The sequence below is a fragment of the Streptomyces sp. WMMB303 genome (assembly GCF_029351045.1).
In the GTDB taxonomy this organism is placed as follows: Bacteria; Actinomycetota; Actinomycetes; order Streptomycetales; family Streptomycetaceae; genus Streptomyces.
The window spans coordinates 6760648-6778591 of sequence record NZ_JARKIN010000001.1; the positions used below are offsets into that span (position 1 = coordinate 6760648).

General features: G+C 73.8%; 16 protein-coding genes, 1 tRNA gene and 1 pseudogene. 12 read left to right on the forward strand and 6 right to left on the reverse strand.

Annotated elements, in window-relative coordinates; translation table 11 throughout:
- Nucleotides 1–677 precede the first annotated feature (677 nt).
- From P2424_RS29245 to P2424_RS29270, 6 genes are all read left to right on the forward strand, one after another.
- Nucleotides 678–1607, forward strand: coding sequence for a serine hydrolase (locus P2424_RS29245; RefSeq protein WP_276478659.1), 930 nt, complete (start codon nt 678–680; stop codon nt 1605–1607).
- A 446-nt stretch (nt 1608–2053) separates the two neighbouring features.
- Nucleotides 2054–2710, forward strand: a complete 657-nt coding sequence (locus P2424_RS29250) for a class I SAM-dependent methyltransferase (protein WP_276478660.1) — start codon at nt 2054–2056, stop codon at nt 2708–2710.
- Between the two features lie 160 nt (nt 2711–2870).
- A complete protein-coding gene (locus P2424_RS29255) occupies nt 2871–3695 on the forward strand; it encodes a response regulator transcription factor (protein WP_346660121.1) in 825 nt (274 codons plus the stop codon).
- Nucleotides 3692–4945 (forward strand): histidine kinase, encoded by a 1254-nt coding sequence (locus tag P2424_RS29260; RefSeq protein ID WP_276478661.1) that lies wholly within the window; start codon nt 3692–3694, stop codon nt 4943–4945. The genes P2424_RS29255 and P2424_RS29260 overlap by 4 nt, the downstream gene beginning before the upstream one ends.
- Nucleotides 4946–5139: 194 nt before the next feature.
- Nucleotides 5140–6087 carry a phosphatase PAP2 family protein gene (locus P2424_RS29265; protein ID WP_276478662.1) on the forward strand — a complete coding sequence of 316 codons (948 nt, stop codon included), beginning with the start codon at nt 5140–5142 and terminating at the stop codon, nt 6085–6087.
- A gap of 83 nt (nt 6088–6170) precedes the next feature.
- Complete coding sequence (locus tag P2424_RS29270; RefSeq protein ID WP_276478663.1) at nt 6171–7883, forward strand: phosphatase PAP2 family protein; 1713 nt, start codon at nt 6171–6173, stop codon at nt 7881–7883.
- 202 nt (nt 7884–8085) lie between these two features.
- Here the strand turns inward: P2424_RS29270 and P2424_RS29275 are convergent, their stop codons facing one another.
- Entirely contained in the window at nt 8086–8859 is a 774-nt protein-coding gene (locus P2424_RS29275) for a CAP domain-containing protein (protein ID WP_276478664.1), read from the reverse strand.
- A 562-nt stretch (nt 8860–9421) separates the two neighbouring features.
- Here P2424_RS29275 and P2424_RS29280 point away from each other — a divergent pair.
- From P2424_RS29280 to P2424_RS29290, 3 genes are all read left to right on the forward strand, one after another.
- Nucleotides 9422–9757 carry a metalloregulator ArsR/SmtB family transcription factor gene (locus P2424_RS29280; RefSeq protein ID WP_276478665.1) on the forward strand — a complete coding sequence of 112 codons (336 nt, stop codon included), beginning with the start codon at nt 9422–9424 and terminating at the stop codon, nt 9755–9757.
- Nucleotides 9758–10498, forward strand: a complete 741-nt coding sequence (locus P2424_RS29285) for a cation transporter (protein ID WP_276478666.1) — start codon at nt 9758–9760, stop codon at nt 10496–10498.
- 119 nt (nt 10499–10617) lie between these two features.
- Nucleotides 10618–10953 carry a YnfA family protein gene (locus tag P2424_RS29290; RefSeq protein WP_276478667.1) on the forward strand — a complete coding sequence of 112 codons (336 nt, stop codon included), beginning with the start codon at nt 10618–10620 and terminating at the stop codon, nt 10951–10953.
- Nucleotides 10954–11298: 345 nt separating this feature from the next.
- Here P2424_RS29290 and P2424_RS29295 read toward each other — a convergent pair whose 3' ends face one another.
- Nucleotides 11299–12015 (reverse strand): class I SAM-dependent methyltransferase, encoded by a 717-nt coding sequence (locus P2424_RS29295; RefSeq protein WP_346660133.1) that lies wholly within the window; start codon nt 12013–12015, stop codon nt 11299–11301.
- A gap of 220 nt (nt 12016–12235) precedes the next feature.
- Between P2424_RS29295 and P2424_RS29300 the strand changes: the two genes are divergently transcribed.
- The 3 genes and pseudogenes from P2424_RS29300 (at nt 12236) to P2424_RS29310 (ending at nt 13670) form a co-directional block, all read left to right on the forward strand.
- Nucleotides 12236–12403: a hypothetical protein gene (locus P2424_RS29300; protein WP_276478669.1), complete on the forward strand. Its 168-nt coding sequence runs from the start codon at nt 12236–12238 to the stop codon at nt 12401–12403.
- Between the two features lie 352 nt (nt 12404–12755).
- Nucleotides 12756–12953: pseudogene (locus P2424_RS29305) on the forward strand (hypothetical protein); the annotation flags it as partial.
- Nucleotides 12954–13019: 66 nt separating this feature from the next.
- A complete protein-coding gene (locus P2424_RS29310) occupies nt 13020–13670 on the forward strand; it encodes a class I SAM-dependent methyltransferase (protein ID WP_276478670.1) in 651 nt (216 codons plus the stop codon).
- Between the two features lie 210 nt (nt 13671–13880).
- On the opposite strand, the gene P2424_RS29315 is transcribed toward P2424_RS29310, so the two are convergent.
- The 4 genes from P2424_RS29315 to P2424_RS29330 all read right to left on the reverse strand — a co-directional run bounded on the left by P2424_RS29315 (nt 13881) and on the right by P2424_RS29330 (nt 17699).
- A tRNA-Lys gene (locus P2424_RS29315) sits at nt 13881–13953 on the reverse strand.
- A gap of 113 nt (nt 13954–14066) precedes the next feature.
- Nucleotides 14067–16103 (reverse strand): DEAD/DEAH box helicase, encoded by a 2037-nt coding sequence (locus P2424_RS29320; RefSeq protein WP_276478671.1) that lies wholly within the window; start codon nt 16101–16103, stop codon nt 14067–14069.
- 327 nt (nt 16104–16430) lie between these two features.
- On the reverse strand, nt 16431–17069 hold the full coding sequence (locus P2424_RS29325) for a hypothetical protein (protein ID WP_276478672.1): 639 nt from the start codon (nt 17067–17069) through the stop codon (nt 16431–16433).
- 174 nt (nt 17070–17243) lie between these two features.
- Entirely contained in the window at nt 17244–17699 is a 456-nt protein-coding gene (locus P2424_RS29330) for a metallopeptidase family protein (RefSeq protein ID WP_276479178.1), read from the reverse strand.
- Nucleotides 17700–17944 lie beyond the last annotated feature (245 nt).

A 17944-nucleotide genomic window follows, 5' to 3' on the forward strand; every position in this document is an offset into this window, starting at 1 on the left:
GCCGGGACGGCGCCCGGCCGTGGGTGTCCGCTTGCCACACACATGGCTCTGCTCCAGGGGGATCGGGGGCGCGGCCGCACGGCGGCTCAGCGCTTCAGACGGATGGTCCGGGCATCCGGTCGCGGGGTGCACGGCGGCGCCCTCGGCGTCGGGGCGGCGTCGGGCTGCCACCGCGCCTCGATCGAGGGCGGCCGGGGACCGGGCCGGCCGGGTGGGCCGGTCCCTTCCGGTACGCGGGAGAAAGCGCGGAAGGGGCGCGTCGGACGACGAGGAGCGCACGACGCCGGGGTCGGCGACGGGGCGCTCGCGTTCCGACGGTAGGGCGGGCCCCGCCACCGCACCATGGACAGATGTCACACCCCCGACGCTCCCGGTACGACAGATGCTCAAGAAGGCGCGGCGCCTCCGGACCGGGCCGGCGAGCGCGGTACGGACCACCCCCTGCCGGATGTGACCGATCCGTACCTCGGGCGGGGCGGCGCTCAACGGCTCCTGACGACCGGCCGTGAACTTTCGCGCCGGTCCCGCCATCGAACACCGGTGTCCGACTCGATCACCGGGGGGCGCAGCACAACACCGCAGCAGCAACGCCAGCAGCGCGCGGCACGCGGCACGCGGCGCGCGGCACGCGGCAGCACCGCGGCTCCCCACCGACCCGCAGATGCCGGAGCGCTTCCATGACCGCCAGAATCACGAACGCACGCAAGACCGTAACCGCCGTCGCCGTGGGCGGTTCGCTGCTCGCCCTCTCCCCGCTGGTCGCCCGGGCCGTCACGGCCGACGATCCGGCCCCGACCGTCACCGCGAAGGGCGCCGCGCTGGTGGACGGCAGGAGCGGTGCCGCGCTCTTCGACAAGGCCGCGGACACCGCACGTCCGATGGCCAGCACCGCGAAGATCATGGTCGCCTCCGTGGTCCTCGACACCGACGGCGTCGACCTCGACCGCAGGGTGACCGTGCGCAAGCAGTACCGCGACTACGTGGCGAAACACCACGCCAGCACGGCGGATCTCCAGACCGGCGACAAGGTCACCGTCCGCCAGCTCCTCTACGCCTCCCTGCTGCCCTCCGGGGCCGACGCCGCCTACGCCCTCGCCGACACCTACGGGACCGGCGAGACCCACGCGGAACGGGTCCGCTCGTTCCTGCGGAAGATGAACGCCAAGGCCCGGGAACTCCACCTCCGCAAAACGGCGTTCGACACCTTCGACGGCACGCGCGGCGACACCAGCACGCCCACCGAACTGGCGAAACTGACCCGGCACGCCATGCGGCACAGCACGTTCCGCAAGGTGGTGGGGACCAAGCGGTACAGGGGCGACGCACCCGCCGCCAACGGCCGCACCCGCACCTACACCTGGACCAACACCAACCAGCTCCTCGGCGCGTACGACGGTGCCGTCGGCATCAAGACCGGCACGACCGAGCGGGCCGGCGAGTGCCTGGTCTTCGCGGCCACCCGGGACGGCAAGACCCTGGTGGGCACGGTGCTGGACAGCGACGACCGCTACACCGACGCGGCGAAACTGCTGGACCACGGGTTCGGGTCCGACAGCGCGAAGGATCTGAGGATCCGCGAGCTGCCGTCCGGCTCCCAGCACGACTGACGGCGGCACGGGTCCGGGAGTGCCACCCGCGGCGGGGCGCCGAGGGGATCCGGCGCGCCGGCGGTCCTGGCGCGCCGAAGAGCGCCGACGGGGGCGGACGGACAGTGCCGACGAGACCCGGCGTCACTCTTTCGGTGCCCGGCTCCGCCGCGGGCCCTTGCCCGGTGTGCCGCGGCGGTGCTCCACTACGTAGCCACGTGCCCATGCAGCCGAAGGCTGTCGCCACCCCGGAGTACCGTCCTCCGCCGTGTCCGTCCCCCGGGACGGAGCCCCACCACCCGGCCGGGGCCCGGCCTCCAGCCGGGAGTCGGCCCCCGTCCGGGCCCACCGCGGGGTGTCGGCCCACCGCGGGCGGGCGACTCGCCGCGAGAGGCCGGTACTCCGCGGCCAGTCGGCAGCGCGGCGGCGCGGCGGCGGCAGCGCACCCGAGCCACACAGGAGCCCCCGTGCATCCGGACACCACACCGTCCAGCAGGCAGGACCTCCAGCATCCGCGCTTCGCGCGCCAGTACCTCAAGATCGCCGTCGCGGCGGACCGCCGGGGCGGCTCCGCACACCGGCGGCTCCTGCTGGAAGGGCTCAGCGGCCGGGTGCTGGAGGTCGGTGCGGGTCAAGGGCGCAACTTCCCGCACTATCCGGAAGCCGTCACCGAACTCGTCGCCCTCGAACCCGAGGACTCCCTGCGGGCTGCGGCCGAGCGGTCGGCGCCCGCGGCGCCCGTGCCCGTGACGGTCGTCGCGGGGCAGGCCTGCGGGCTGCCGGTCGGCACCCGGACGGTCGACGCCGTCGTCTTCTCCCTCGTGCTGTGCAGCATCGCCGATCCGGGTGCCGCGCTGGCGGAAGCCGCCCGCGTGCTGCGCCCCGGCGGGCAGGTGCGTTTCTACGAGCACGTCCGGTCGCGGAACCGACTCGGCGCGCTGCTCCAGAGCACGGTGGCGCCGCTGTGGCGCCGGGTCGGAGGCGGCTGCCGTCCCGACCGGGACACCGAGGCACTCGTGCGGTCCGCCGGGTTCACCGTGCAGCGGCTCGACCGGTTCGGCTTCTCCCCCACCCCCGGCACCCCGCCCCTCCCCCACGTCGTCGGTACCGCGACCGCGCCATGAGCACCGGCACGGTGCGGGCACCCCGCCGGTCGGCGGGGTGCCCGACGCACGATCTCCTCTCCAGGTCGCACCGGCTGACCGTGCCCCTGCCGTAGCCTCTCCGGAGGGCGGGGAGGAGCGGACCGGGAGGGAGCAGGCACAGGACGCAAGGAGCGCGACGGTGATCCGGGTCGTGGTCGTGGACGACGAGGAGCTGGTGCGTTCCGGGCTGCGGCTGGTCCTGGGAACGGCACCGGACATCGAGGTGGTCGCCGTCTGCGGCGGGGGCGCAGCGGTCGCCACGGTGCTGGCCCACCGTCCGGACGTCCTGCTGCTGGACATCCGGATGCCGGACGTGGACGGACTGACCGTGCTGCGTCGGCTCCACGCCGGCCCGGACACGGAGGCACCGCGGACCGCGATGCTGACCACGTTCGACGCGGAGGAGTATCTGGGCGCCGCGCTGCACGCGGGCGCCGCGGGCTTCCTCCTCAAGGACACCGCACCCGAGCAGTTGGTGCACGCCGTACGGGTGCTGGCGGACGGCGGCCGGGTGCTCGCGCCGGGCGTGACGTCGACCCTGATCGGCGGCTTCCTGGGCGGCAGGCACTGCACGGACGCCGAGCGCCGTGCGGCCCGCCTCACCTGCCGCGAGCGGCAGGTACTGGCGCTGGTCGGCGAGGGGCTGTCCAACAGCGGCATCGCACAGCGGCTGAACCTGGCACACGGCACGGTCAAGGACCATGTCAGCGCGCTGCTGGCGAAGCTGGGCGGACTCAACCGCGTCCAGGCCGCCGTACTGGCCGACCGGGCGGGACTCGTGGGATGCCTGTCAGCCGAGCGACCGGGGCAGCCGGAGCGGCCGGGGCAGCCGGAAGCAGCGGACCGGGCCGAGGAGCACGGCCGGCATGGAGAACACGGCCGGTCCGCGGAGCACGAACGGCGGGATCGGGCGGCGCACCCCGCCCCCGGCCCCCCTCCCGGCACCGCCGGCACCGTGCCGTGAGTCCCGCCACCAGGCTCGCCCCCGGGCTCACCGCCGCCCACCGGCAGGTGGCCGGGGCTGCCGCCGCGCACCGCCACGCTCCGGGGCTCGTCCTTCCGGTGGCGCTCGGCCTGCTCGACGCGTTCCTGGTCAACGGCGCACGCCCCGGCTCGGAGCTGGGCGTGTCGGTGGCGGCCGCGCTCGCGCTGCTCCTGCGGCGCCGACTGCCGGTTGCCGTCCTGGCGGTGACGCTGCTGGGGATGTACCTCGGCTACATCTGGTTCGCCCCGCTGATCGCCCTCTACACGGTCACCTCCCGGCGCTCCGGCAACGTACTCGCGGTGGCGGGAGCCGTGGCGCTGGCGCTGGCGCACTACATCCCCTACCCGCTCGGCGGCTTCGTCCCGGCCGCGGACCGCCAGGGCCTGCTCGACGTGCTGGACTCGTGCGTCCAGGGCGCGGCACCGGCCGTGTTCGGGCGCTGGGCGCGTACGCGGCGGCAGTTGGACGAGCGCGTCCAGGAGCTCATGGCGAGCCGGCACCGGGAGGCGGAGCTGCTGGCCGAACGGGTGGTGGCCACCGAACGGGAGCGACTGGCGCGGGAGATGCACGACGTGGTCGCCCACCAGGTGAGCCTGATCAGTGTGCAGGCCGGGGCACTCCAGATGACGTGCTGTCAGGACAGTTCCCGGGACCTGGCGCGGACCGTACGCGAACTCGCCGTCCGGACGTTGACGGAGTTGCGGCACATGGTCGGCGCCCTGCGTGCGGGCCGCGGCGCCGCAAGCGGGTCCGGCACGCCGCCGCGGTTGACCGACCTGCCCGCACTGACCGAGGAGAGCGGCCTGACGGTGACGCTGGAACTGCCCGGCAGCCAGGACGACGACGGCGGCCCGGACGAGGACCAGGACAGCGGCCCGGTGGGCGGCTCCGCGCCCCGAGCGGTCTTCCCGGAGGCGGTGGAACGCGCCGCCTACCGCACGGTGCAGGAGGCGCTGACCAACGTCCGCAAGCACGCGCCCGGCGCCCACGTACGGGTCACGGTGGGGGTGCGCGACTCCGGGACGGCGGACGCACGACTGACCGTGGCGGTGCGCAACAGTCCGCCGACCGCCCTGCCCCGCCCCCAGACGTACCCGGAGGGCGGTCACGGGCTGCTGGGGCTGCGCGAACGCGCTCTGCTGCTCGGCGGTGCCTGCCACGCGGGGCCCACCGCGGACGGCGGCTTCCTGTTGACGGCGGCGTTCGCCCTCGACGTCCGAGCCGGCTGAGTCCTCCGACACCGCGAGGCGGGAGCGGGGGACTCCCGCCGCCCCGCACCCCGCCGCCCGCACCCGCGCCCCGCCAGAGGCCGGTCCCGGCCGGTACCGCCACCCGGCCAGCGGCTCCCCGCTCGCACCCGCGAGCGGCGACGGCTCTACTGAGGGTGACGAGATCACGCGCCACCCGCAGGAGGAGCCCACCGATGAGCGGGCAGTTTTCCCTGGAGTCGACGGGAGCCCCGGAGCCGTCCCGGCACGTGGACCCGGCCCGAGCACCGGAACCGGCCGTAGTACTGGACTCGCCCGAAGTCCTGGGCCCGACCGGAACCCCGGAACCGCCCGACGACCTGGACCCGCCCGACGCCGGCTCCTCCGAGAGCCCGCGAGCGCACGAGCCCCTCGCCCCCGGACGCATCCTCAAACGGCTGGCACCCGTCCAGGCTCCGGTCCCCGCGGGAAGCGCGACGCGGCGCGGCGGGAGCCGCGAGCGTTCCCGGCGGCAGGCGGTGCGCTTCCTGCCGTGGAGCACGGCGCTGCTGACCTGCCTGCTGCTGTTCGCCGCCACCTCGTTCCTGGTGCTCCGCGCCGACGCGGGCTTCCTCGACCGGCCGGTGCTGAACGCGCTGGTGCAGCACCCGTACGCCGCGACCCTGCACGGGCCGATGACCTATCTGACCCACGCCTCCGAGGGACCGCTGGTCATCGCCGCGGTGCTGCTGGCGCTGTGGCTGTCGTGGCGGGACGCGTCCTGGCGGCCGCTGGTCCTGACCGGTGGAGCCGGCGCGCTGGCCGTCGCGGTGGCGACCGCCGCCAAACAGGCCGCGTACCGCGCCAGGCCGCCCGCGGAGCTGTGGGAGATCCAGGAGAGCGGCTTCGGCTTCCCCTCCCGGCACACGGTGATCGCCACCGCCGTGCTGCTCACCCTGGCCTGGGTGCTCGCCGAACGGCTCACCGGCCGCGCGGCCCGGGTCGCCCTGTGGACCGGCGCTGCCGTGCTGAGTCTGCTGGCCGGGATCTGCCGGGTCGGTCTCGGGGTGCACTGGCCCACCGACGTACTGGCCGGACTGGCCCTGGGTGCGGCGGTCCCGCTGCTGGTCGTCGGGGCGTACGCGCTGTGTGAGACGCGCCGCTTCCCTCCCCCCTCACGCTGATAGCCGGTGTGTCCCGTGCGGCACTGGGCAGAAGAAGTTCCGCCCGTGACGTATGACGGACATGACGGAAGCGAGGGGCGCAGATGGAGACGCACCGCCACCGGGGCCCGCGTGCGGGCCTGAGCCGGAGCCTGCTCGGCGGCCCGGGCCGGGGCCATGGCTGGGCAGTCGGCGCAGGCGTGGGCGCAGGCGCGGGTGCGGCGGGGGCCGGCGGGAGCACCGAAGGGGTACGTGCCGCCCTCGGCAGGACCTTCAGCGCCTGGGACCGCGCTCTCTTCCGCAGCGTCGCGCAGCGCCACTGGCCGCGCGGCGAACGGGTACTGCCGCGGCTGAGCCGCACCGCCGACCACAGCAAGCTGTGGCTGGGCACCGCGGCGGCCATCGCGCTCTCCGGAGTGGGCGGGCCCGGTGCCCGGCGGGGTGCGCTGCGCGGCCTGGCGTCGGTCGCGGTGACCTCCGCGGTGGTCAACACCGTCGGCAAGGGCGCCTTCGGCCGCTCCCGCCCCCTGCTGGACGAGGTACCGGTGATACGGCGGCTCAAGCGGCTGCCGACCAGCACCTCCTTCCCCTCCGGCCACGCTGCCTCGGCGGCCGCGTTCGCCACCGCGGTGACGCTGGAGTCGCGGGGCTGGGGCGCGGCGGTGCTGCCGGTCGCCGCGTCGGTCGCGTTCTCCCGCGTCTACACCGGCGTCCACTACCCCAGTGACGTGCTGGCCGGCGCGGCGATCGGTACCGCGGCCGCCTTCGGGGTACGCGCCGTACTGGACGCGCGGCGTCAGGTACCGCCCGCGCAGCCTCTGGTGGAGGCTCCGGCACTGCCCGCGGGGCGGGGTCTGTCGGTCGTGGTCAACCCGGGTTCGGGGTCGGCGGCGTCCGCACGCGAGATCGGTGAGGCCCTGCCGGAGGCCCGGGTGGTGCGCTGGGATCCGGACGCCGAGGAACTGCCGGACCTGCTCGCCGCGGAGGCGCGGCGCGCGGCCGAGGAGGGCGGCGCGCTGGGCGTGTTCGGCGGCGACGGCACGGTCAGCGCCGCGGCCCGCGCCGCGCTGGCACATCAGGTGCCGCTCGCGGTACTGCCCGGCGGCACCCTCAACCACCTCGCCCTCGACCTGGGTATCGGCACCTGCGCCGACCTGGCCGACGCGGTCGGCTCCGGCCACGCCATCGCCGTCGACCTGGCCCGGTTCGCCCCGCCGCACCGGTTCGCGCAGACCGTGGCGCACGCCGAGGCGCGGGACGCGGAGAGCCCCGGTCCGCGCGAGCCCGGCTACTTCGTGAACACCTTCAGCCTGGGCGCGTACGGCGACCTGGTCGAGGTACGGGACCGCTGGCGGCACCGCGTCGGACCATGGGCGGCCGGACTGGCCGCGGCAGTGCATGTGCTGCGCCACTCGCGCCCGTTCGAGGTGCGGGTGAACGGGCGCCCGCAGTCGCTGTGGCTGCTGTTCGTCGGCAACTGCTCGTACCACACCGTCGGCGGCGGCCCCGGCGGAGCGCGGCGCTTCAACCTCGCCGACGGGATGCTGGACATCCACCTCGTCCGGGCCGGACGCTGGGCCCGCACCCGGCTGGTGGCCTCTTCGCTCGCCGGGGTCCTGCACCGCTCGCCGGTCCACGCCGCCGCGCGCGGACGCCGACTGCACCTGGCCGGGATACCGGACGGCACGCTGTGCTCGTACGACGGCGAGACGGCGCCCGCGGCCCCGAGCCTGCTCATCGACAAGCCCGCCACGTCGCTGACCGTCTACCGCCCCCTCCCGGCGTGGCTGAGCGGCTCGTCCCTGCCGGACGGCTGACAGCGCTGCCCCGGAACACGCATGGTGCGCTGTTCGGAGGCCGACGTCCCCCGGAGGGCCGGGCCGTACCGGTATCGGACCGGCATCGGCTCGGCCGTCCGGCGAGGCACGAGCGCGGATCCGGCGCTGCCGGCCGACGTCGGCCCCCGGGGCTCCTGCGGCTCCCGCGGCTCCCGCGGCTCCCGCGGCTCCCGCGCGAGGGTCAGCGGGCGGTGCCGAAGTCCTGGGTCCAGTAGTGACCGGGCTGGGCGTGACCGACGCCGATCTCCTCGAAGTCACAGTTCAGGATGTTGGCCCGGTGGCCGGAGCTGTTCATCCAGCCCTCCATGACACTCTCGGGCGAGGAGTAGCCGTAGGCCACGTTCTCCCCGTAGGTGCTCCAGGAGTATCCGGCGCGCTCGATGCGCTCATCGGGGGACGAACCGTCGGACCCGGTGTGGGACATGTTCTTGTGCGCCGCCATGTCCTCGCTGTGGGCCTGGGCGGCCTTGGTCAGCTTGTCGTCGACCGTCACCCGCTTGCAGCCGGCCTTTGCGCGCTCCTTGTTCACCAGCGCGACGATCTGGTCCTGCAGACCGGAGGAACCGGAGTCCGCGGGCGTCGTGGTCGACTCGGGGGCGGTGGAGGAGGGCGCCGTGGGCTTGGTGGGGGCCTTCTTCGTGGGCTTGGCCGAGGCGCTGCGGGTGGGGGCGGCCGTGGCGTGGTGGGACGGCTCGGAGCGGTCGCCGCGGTGCTCGGAACGGTCGCCGCGGTGTGTGAAGGTGCCGCCGCGGTGCTTCGCGTCGTCGCCGTCCCGGTCTGCGGCGGCGTGACCGCGGTGCTGCGCGGTCGGCTCGGCGCCGGCCTGGGAACCCTTGTCCTCCTGCCCGTCCAGGCAGGCCATGGCGACCGAGGGCACGCCCAGGGCGGCGACGGCCACGGCTCCGATGACCAGCTTCCGATGGTGTATCCGTTTGCTGTTGCGGTGCTTGCTCATGCCTGACCTCATTCGTGATCGTGCGGCACGCCCTCTCCCCCTTGGTCCGGCGAGGCACACGGCATGGCGTGCACGAGCCACCGGGGGCGTCTTGCAGGGCGACATTCTTAGACCCGCCGAAGTAGGGGAGCAACACGCGTTCGGCCCCGGCGAGGTGTGTGGCGGCGGCCCCCGGCTTGCGGTGCGCGGCAATGCGTGCTGGTGCCCCTTCACACGTCCTCGACAGGGCTGTCACGCCGTCAGAACACCTGGATACGGGCGCCGGGACACCCCGGCCCGGGGAACCATCCGGACTGCATCGCACATGTCCAGCAGAGCGCCGAAAACCCTCCTATGTCGGCCGGGAGGTATCGCCCCGCACATACCTTTTGATCCGCGCGGTGCTGTGATGGACATCACGCCGTGAAGGGGTGTGAGACGACTCGGCGGTCCGTGAACGACATGCCGCCCCCGGCGAGTTCGTCATAACCCGGCCCCGCACCGGAGCACGAGACTTCCACAGCGACAGCCCCGCTTCGATCCAACATTCCGTGAATTCAGGATCATGTGTACTATCGGGAAGGTGCTGACACTCGCTGCCGACATCGACGTACTGGCGCGGTTCGGCCGCGCCCTGGCCGACCCCATCCGCTGCCGCATCCTGCTCGCCCTGCGCGAGGCTCCGGCCTATCCGTCCGAGCTCGCCGACGCCCTCGGGATCTCCCGTACCCGGCTGTCGAACCACCTGGCCTGCCTGCGCGACTGCGGACTGGTCACCACCGTCGCGGACGGCCGCCGTACCCGCTACGAACTCGCCGACGCACGGCTCGGACACGCCCTGGACGACCTGCACACCGCCGTGGTCGCCGTCCACACGGACCGCACCTGCCCGGACGCCGCCGAGAAGGGCTGCTGCTGAATGGCCGCGACGTCCCTCGACCCCGGCCCGGCCCGCCGCGAAGTCCTCACCCGCCGCATACGCCTCCTGGTCGCCGCGACCCTCGCCTACAACACCGTCGAGGCCGCCGTGGCGCTCACCGCCGGGAGCATGGCCTCCTCCACGGCGCTGATCGGCTTCGGGCTCGACTCCGTCATCGAGGTCTCCTCCGCGGCGGCCGTCGCCTGGCAGTTCTCCGCCCGCGACCACGCGGCCCGGGAGGCCCGCGAACGGCGCGCCCTGCGCGTCATCGCCCTCTCCTTCTTCGCCCTGGCGCTCTACGTCAGCGTCGACTCGCTCCGCGCCCTGACCGGCAGCGGCGAAGCCGGCCACTCGATCCCGGGCATCGTCCTCGCCGCCCTGTCCCTGGCCGTCATGCCGTTCCTGTCCGCAGCACAACGCAGAACCGGGCGCGAACTCGGCTCCGCCACCGCGGTCGCCGACTCCAAACAGACCCTGCTGTGCACCTACCTCTCCGCCGTCGTCCTGCTGGGCCTGCTCGCCAACTGGCTGCTCGGCTGGTCCTGGGCCGACCCGGTCGCAGCCCTCACCGTCGCCGCCCTCGCCGTCAAAGAGGGCCGCGACGCCTGGCAGGGCAAAGGCTGCTGCGCACCCGCCGCCCCGGCCGCGGCACCCGCCGCCCCGGCCGCGGCACCCGACGCCGCCGGACGGCACCCGGCACCCGACACCTGCGGCTGCGGGCCGGGGTGCGCCTGCTGCTGAGCCACGCCCGGCCTTCCCGACGCCCGTACGGCCATGAACGCGGACCCGGACCTGCCCAACCGGCTCCCGTCCGGCATCCGGTCCGGAAACGTCCCCTCCCGACCAGTAAGGTGCCTGCCGTGCTCGCCGCCCGCTCCATCGCCCTGTTCGCCGTCGCCGCCCTGTTCGAGATCGGAGGGGCCTGGCTGGTCTGGCAGGGCCTGCGGGAGCACAAGGGCTGGCTCTGGATCGGCGCGGGCGTCGTCGCCCTCGGCCTGTACGGCGTCGTCGCCACCTTCCAGAACGACGACCACTTCGGCCGCATCCTCGCCGCATACGGCGGCATCTTCGTCGCCGGATCCCTCGCCTGGGGCATGGCCGCCGACGGCTACCGCCCCGACCGCTACGACATCATCGGCGCCCTGATCTGCCTCGCCGGCATGGCCGTCATCATGTACGCCCCCCGCGGCCGCTGACCCCTCGCGGGTGCCACCGCACCTCTGCCGCCGCCCGGCTGACTCTCCCGGACGATGGCCGCGACCTGGAGACCACTGCTCCTCCGGGCCCCGTCCGGCCCCGTCCGCCGAAACTCCCGGCCGTCGGACGGACGGCGCCGAGAGCGAGCGGGACCCAGCCGGGCCTGCCGGCCCGGACGGCAACAGCCTGCGGGCTCCGAGCGGGGACCCGGAAGCGGGTGGGCCGCCGCGACGGGTCAACCGACGCGAGCGCCATTGTGGAACCCCAGACCGCCGTGCTCCTCGACCGCAAGCGATGGTGAGCCGAGCCCCGCTGCCTTCGGACGGTGGAGTTCTTCGGCATGACTACTCAGGACGTCGCCCGACAGCGAGCAGATGCGAACTGGCGGCCAACAGATCCGGGTAGGGCTCGGCCATCCGGGCCGCCGTCAACGTTGACTCGAACAGCTCCGACCCGATCACCGACTCTCCGGTGTACTGCTCAGTGGCCTTGAGCATGGCCCAGGTCGGGCCCTCGATCCCGAACACTTCAGCGTCCTCGAACCCGGCCTCGGCTACTTCGTCGCGCAGCTCGGCACCGCTGTGGAAGTAGGCCGCAGTGAACGACTTCTTCCCGTCATGAATGCGGCTGGCAAGGATGCTCTCGATACTGCGGCGGACGCCGTCCTTGTAGAGATGTGCGAATGCCGTGTGCTCGAACAAGGAGGCGTAACGGTTGATCCCGGCGGCGGCGATCAGGCCGCCCCGTCGCACCACCCTGTATGCCTCGGCGAGTGCTGTGTCCCGATCGCTGCGCTCAAGCAGATGGTAGAGCGGACCCAGGACCAGGACAGCGTCGTACTTCGCGTCCGGCTCGCGCAGGTCACGAGCGTCACCCAGCTCCGCGTTCGTGGCCACCTGCCGCGCGGCATCGACGTGGCGCGGCACGGGATCGACGACGTTCACCATGTAGCCGTCCTTGACCAACCACCGGGCATGGACACCAGGCCCTCCACCCACGTCGAGGACGGCGGCTGGCGCAGGCGGCAGGTGACGACGCAGCAACTCTTGGGTGCGCAGCATCTCCAGGCGGCCGTCCGCCGAGGCCGACAGGCGCACGGACTCATCGACGGTGTCCCCACCGCGTGGGAACCCGTCGGTGAACCGGCTGCGCCTGCGTGTCTCCCGCGACGGCGGCCGCACCGGGAGCAGGCAACGCACACTCCGCGGCGGCAGGCGCTGCCCGGTCACCTCGGCGTGGCCGCCCTGCGCGTGCCCGCGCTGCCGGCCAGGGGCGCCCGCGATGCCGACTGAACCCGCGGCACCCATCGCTCGGCGCGGCACCTGGTACGGCGCCTGCCCGCGGTGCCAGAAGCCGCTCAGCCCCACGTCCGGCACCGACGACCAGGGCCGCGTCGTCAGCATCCGCTGCCGCGAGTGCGACTCCCCGAAGGACAAGCCCCGTGCCTGACAACCCCGACAGTCCCGTCCAGTCCCTGCGCCGGCTCGGACGCCAGGTCGTGAGCCGCTGCGTGCGGTGTCACCGCTCCGGAACGGTGGTCGTGTTCGAGACCTCCGGCGGCAGCGGCGGCAGCCTCGAAGGGGCCCCCGGCTCCGGGCCACTGACGGGCCGCCTCTATGCCTGCGAGCCGCACGCCGACGAGATCGCCCGCGAGGACGCAGCGCGACGAACACGCCGCCCATACGGGAGGACACGATGACCAGCAAACGGCGAGCGTTACGGCGCAGTGTGATCCGCCGCACCGGAGTCGCCCTGCCAGACCAGGCCGGCAACCGGGCGGAGCGCCGGGCAGCCGAGCGCGCACTTCGCCCTGTGCCGGCTGTACAACGAGGGCCGCTACAAGCACCATGCCCCGCTGATCCAGCGCCGCGGCGACGGCACCGTGCTGCGCACCGCCGACGCCATCCGCGCGAACGGCTTCACTCCGGACGAAGAGCTGTGGGCCGTCGACGGGGCGAACTGCTCGCCCTGCGACGACAAGGCGCCCGACAGCCACTGACGCCCGATACAGTGCCCGCCCCGGTGGCACCCACCGGGGCGGGCATGCCGCCGAAAGGACACTCACGTGCCGGTACCGCACGACATCGCCGCCGAGACCGAACTGTGGAACAGCTACGCCGAGTCCGCCTTCGACCCGGAGGCCGAGCCCGCCTTCCGCTGGACCCAGTACAAGGACCACGGCCCCGGCCCCGAACTCCTCGGCACCCCCTCGACCGCACTGGAGATCGGATGCGGCACCGGCCGCGCAGCGGCCTACCTCGCCCTGCACGGGGTGCAGACGACCGGCCTGGATCTCTCGCCGGTCATGGTCAAGAAGCTCGCCGAACGATGGAGCAGCACCGGAGCAACCTTCGTGCAGGGCGAAGTCCTGGAACACCTCGCCGCCACCGAGGACACCTACGACGCGATCTACTCCATCTTCGGCTGCGCCTGGTTCGCCGACCCGGGCCGCCTCTTTCCCCTCGTCCGGGCCAGGCTCAACCCGGGCGGCGTGTTCGCCTTCTCCCAGCCGCCGGCCATCCCCGGCGCCTACGGACCCCAGGGCATGTACAAGGGCGGCTTCGCGGGACCGGCCATGTTCACGTACCGCTACAGCTTCCGGCCCCCAGTGTGGGAGCGCCTGCTGACCCGCGCAGGCTTCGCCACCGCCGAAGCCACCGTGCTGGAGCCGCGCGAAGCGGGACACATCGGGACCCTGCTCGTCACCGCACGCTGATCGCGCCGCCATCTGCGCGTCTACCCACCACGAGCGGATGGGGACCCGGCGCCGTCGAAACCTCCAGCCAGGGATCCGGCGGCGCTTTTCGCGCACGCTCACCCATGCGCACGCTGGCGCCTCGGTTGAGCAATGGTTGAGCTGATGATCTCCAGCCCCGAAAACGACTCAAGCCCCAGGCCAGAGATTCTCTGACCTGGGGCTCATCGGTAGGCCGTGTGGGACTCGAACCCACAACCAATGGATTAAAAGTCCACTGCTCTGCCAATTGAGCTAACGGCCCGCACCGAGCAGCATAGCCCGGAGGCCCGGCGGGCTTCGAAGGCATTCCGGGTTGAACGCCTTCGAAGCCGTGCTCGGGCACGCGTTCGGGAGGGCCGGGGCCCTCACCGAGTGTCAGCCGTTGCGCTTCCAGCGGGGCTTGTCCGCGCGGCGGTCCGGGGTGCGGGCGCCGTTGCGGCCGGGGGCGTGGGAGCCACCGGAGCGGCCGTGCGGACGACGGTCGTCGCGGTGGTGCGGGCGGTCGCCGCCGCGGAAGCCCTCCCGGCGGAAACCGCGGTCCCCGCCGTCGCGGCGGTCGTCACGGCGGACGTCGTCGCGGCGGAAGCCGCCACCACCGGAGCCACCGCGGCCACCGTCACCGCGGCCGCCGTCGCGGCGGTCCCGGTCGCGGTCGCGGCCGTAGGGGCGCTCGTCCCGGTCGCGGTCCCGGCGGAAGCCGCCCCGGTCACCGCCGCGGTCGTTCGCACGGCGGTCGCCGCGGTCCCGGTCCCGCCGGTCGTACGAGGAGCGTCCGCCGCGGTCGCGGTCCTGGCGCTCGCGGTCGGCCCGCTCACGGCGCTCGGCCTCCGCCTTCGCCTCGCGGCGTGCCTCCGCGCGGGCCTCCTCGGCGGCCTGCTCCGCCTCCGCCTCGGCGGCGGCCGCCACGGCGGCCTCCGGGTCGTCGCCGCGCTCCCGCGCCGCGCGGGCGGTCAGCAGGGTGGCCTCCTCGCGGAGTTCCGCGGCGCGCTGCTGGAGCTTCTCGAGCTGGCGGTTGAGCTTCTTGGCCTCGCGCTCGGCCTGGCGGGCCGAGTTGGCGGCGGACTCGGCCTGCACCTCGGTCAGCGACCGGGCGCCGGTGATGCGGGCCACGTCGTCGTCGAAGACGTCGCCGCGGCCGATGATGTGCCGCGAGGCGTCCACGCCCGCGTCCTCCATCAGCCGGAAGATCTGCCGCCGCTGGTGCGGCAGGGCAAGGGAGACGACCGTCCCGGACTCGCCCGCGCGTGCCGTACGGCCCGAGCGGTGCAGGTAGTCCTTGTGGTCGCCGGCCGGGTCGACGTTCAGCACCAGGTCGATGCCGTCGACGTGGATACCGCGGGCCGCGACGTCCGTGGCGACCAGGACGTTGACCCTGCCGTCCTTGAAGTCCGCCAGCGTGCGGGTGCGCGCGCCCTGCGTCATGCCGCCGTGCAGCGCATCGGCGGGCACCCCGGCCTCGCGGAGCTGTTCGGCGACGCGGTCCGCACCGAGCTGGGTGCGGACGAAGATGATGGTGCGGCCCTTGCGGGCGGCGATGGCGGTGGTGACCGGCGCCTTGTCGCGCGGCTTCACGACCATCACGTGGTGGGTCATGGTCGTCACCGCGCCCTGCGCCGCGTCCACCTCGTGCGAGACGGGGTCGACGAGGTAGCGGCGGACCAGGGAGTCGATCTCCTTCTCCATGGTGGCGGAGAAGAGCATCCGCTGGCCGCCCTCGGGGACCAGGTCCAGGATCTCGGTGACCTCGGGCAGGAAGCCCAGGTCGGACATCTGGTCGGCCTCGTCGAGGATGGCCGTCTCGACGTCGTCCAGCGAGCAGGAGCCGCGGTTGATCAGGTCGCGCAGCCGACCCGGGGTGGCGACGAGGATGTCGACACCGCGTTCGAGCGCGGAGATCTGATTGGCCATCGAGGTACCGCCGCAGACGACCTTCAGCTTGAGGCCGAGCGTGTCCCCGTACGGCTGCAGCGCGTCCGAGACCTGCATCGCCAACTCGCGGGTGGGCGTGAGGATGACGCCGCGCGGGCGCTTGCGCTGGGTGCGTCCCCCGTGCAGCCGGGCGAGCAGCGGCAGGCCGAAGGAGAGCGTCTTGCCGGAGCCGGTGCGGCCGCGGCCGAGCACGTCCTTGCCGGCCAGCGCGTCCGGGATGGTGGCGGCCTGGATGGGGAACGGCGCGGTCACACCGTTCTGGGCGAGCTTGCGGACGACGGACTCGGGGAGGCCCAGGTCGCCGAACGTGATCTGCGGCTCGGCGGCCTGGTCGGCTTCGGCAGCCGGCTCCGTGGTGGCCTCGTCGGCCGATTCGGGGACCTCAGTGGTCTCGGGGGCCGCTGCGGCGACCGCCTCAGCGGTCGGCTCGGTCGGCTCGGGGAAGTCCTCGGGCCGTACGGCGGCAGGGGTGGTGACAGACATGCGAGTTGCGACAACCTTCCGGAGTCATTCGGCACGCGCCCATAACTCCGTGAAATTCGCAAAGAACCGCCTCGATGCGGTCAGCCACGGCCGGAGAGAACGCGCCACACGGCGCGCTGTGCTGACGGCGCCGGGCAAATGGGATCAAACGATCTACCAGCATACGCGGCCCTGGGAGCAACACGCAAACGAGCCCCTGGCCACCATCCTCCCTCCGGGCGCCGCGGACCGCTGCCGGCCGCGCGCGGACCGCTGCCGGCGACAGGCGTCCACACCCGCGGGCCTCCGCCCGACCGGGCGCACCACGGCACGCACGCCCCACCCGGCTCAGGCCGGACTGGGCTGGACCCGGCGGGCGAAGGTGTCGGAGCCTCCGCTGGGCGAGGCAGTGGTCCGGGTCGGCGAGGGCTCCGGATCCGGCTCGGTCGGCGTCGGGGTGGGCGAATCGGTCGGCGTGCCGGAACCGCCGTCGTGGCCGCCTCCGGCCCCGCCCGAACCGTCGTGGCCCCCGGTCGGACCGGGCCCGGGACGGGTCCCGCCGCTGCCCGACGACGAGCCCGACGCACCCGAGCCCCTGGAGGACCCGGTGTCCTCGCCCGAACCGTCCCCGTCCGAGCCGTCCCGGCCCTCGGAGCGCTCTTCGTCGTCCTGCTCGCCGCGCTTCGCGTCCTTGCCCTTCTTGTCCCGCTCGTGCTTCCGGTCCTTGCGCCCGTCGGCGCCGCCGTGCGCCCCGCCGCGGGTGTGGCCCCTCCGGTAGGCGGTACCGTCCAGCCCGCCCTCCGGCTCGGTCGCCCCGCTGTCGTCGTCGGCCCTGCTGCCCACCGGTACGGTGCCCTCGCCCGCGTCGTCGGCGCCCTGCACCGTCATACAGCCGGTGAGGGTGGAAACCGCCGCGAGTATCAGGGCACCCGCGGTCGTCCGTGCGACGACGGTGGGACTGGGCACGGCGGAACGGGCTCGGCGCACGGCGGGACCTCCTGCGCGGGACTACAGGCGAGTGCCGTGCCCAACTCCCCATCACCCCAACAGGTCACGCCGCGCGACGCGCACGGCGCTCCGCACGGCGCACGCATGACCGCCGAGCGCCGCACCGGGCGCCGCGCACCGGGCCGCGCCCCCTCGCCCCCGCCCCATGTGATCTCAGCCGTAGCCGAGGGCGTGCAGGCGGTCGTCGTCGATGCCGAAGTGGTGCGCGATCTCATGGACGACGGTGATCTCGACCTCCTCCACGACCCCCTCCCGGCCGTCCCGGCTCTCCCGGTTCTCCCGGTCCTTCGGGCCGTTCCCGGCTTCGTGGCCGCCTCCTCCGGTGCCTCCGGTGCCCTCGGTGTCCCGGCCGCCGTCGGTGGCGGATTCCCGTTCGACCATGCGCAGGGTCGGCCCCCGGTAGACCGTGATGCGGTCGGGCAGGACCCCCGCGTACCACTCGCCGCGTTCGGTCAGCGGCGTCCCCTCGTAGAGCCCGAGCAGCTCGGGCTCGTCCGCCGGAGGCTCGTCCTCCACGAACACCGCGACGTTGTCCATGAGCCTGGTCAGTTCAGGCGGTATCCGGTCGAGGGCTTCTGCCACCAGCTCCTCGAACTCCTCACGCGTCATCTCCAGCACGTGACCATTGTCGACCCGCGACCCCGCCCGGGCAGCAGCACACGTACCGGATTCTCGCGGAACCCGGTCCCGCAGTCGGCCGGTCTGCGGAGCGGCCGACGGTCAAGGGCGGCACCGGCCGCCGGCCGCCGCACGCGTCCCAGGGCGCCGCCGCACGCGTGCCAGGACGGGGAACGACCGGCGCGCCCCGAGCCGTGGAACGACCGGCGCCTCCCGGCATAGGGCGCCGCACAAGG

Bases quoted from the DNA above. Each gene is read 5' to 3' on its own strand.
- P2424_RS29245 (WP_276478659.1), top strand. From the start codon at position 678: ATGACCGCCAGAATCACGAACGCACGCAAGACCGTAACCGCCGTCGCC.
- P2424_RS29265 (WP_276478662.1), top strand. From the start codon at position 5,140: ATGAGCGGGCAGTTTTCCCTGGAGTCGACGGGAGCCCCGGAGCCGTCC.
- P2424_RS29270 (WP_276478663.1), top strand. From the start codon at position 6,171: ATGGAGACGCACCGCCACCGGGGCCCGCGTGCGGGCCTGAGCCGGAGC.
- P2424_RS29275 (WP_276478664.1), bottom strand. From the start codon at position 8,859: ATGAGCAAGCACCGCAACAGCAAACGGATACACCATCGGAAGCTGGTC.
- P2424_RS29285 (WP_276478666.1), top strand. From the start codon at position 9,758: ATGGCCGCGACGTCCCTCGACCCCGGCCCGGCCCGCCGCGAAGTCCTC.
- P2424_RS29295 (WP_346660133.1), bottom strand. From the start codon at position 12,015: ATGCTGCGCACCCAAGAGTTGCTGCGTCGTCACCTGCCGCCTGCGCCA.
- P2424_RS29300 (WP_276478669.1), top strand. From the start codon at position 12,236: ATGCCGACTGAACCCGCGGCACCCATCGCTCGGCGCGGCACCTGGTAC.
- P2424_RS29320 (WP_276478671.1), bottom strand. From the start codon at position 16,103: ATGTCTGTCACCACCCCTGCCGCCGTACGGCCCGAGGACTTCCCCGAG.
- P2424_RS29330 (WP_276479178.1), bottom strand. From the start codon at position 17,699: ATGACGCGTGAGGAGTTCGAGGAGCTGGTGGCAGAAGCCCTCGACCGG.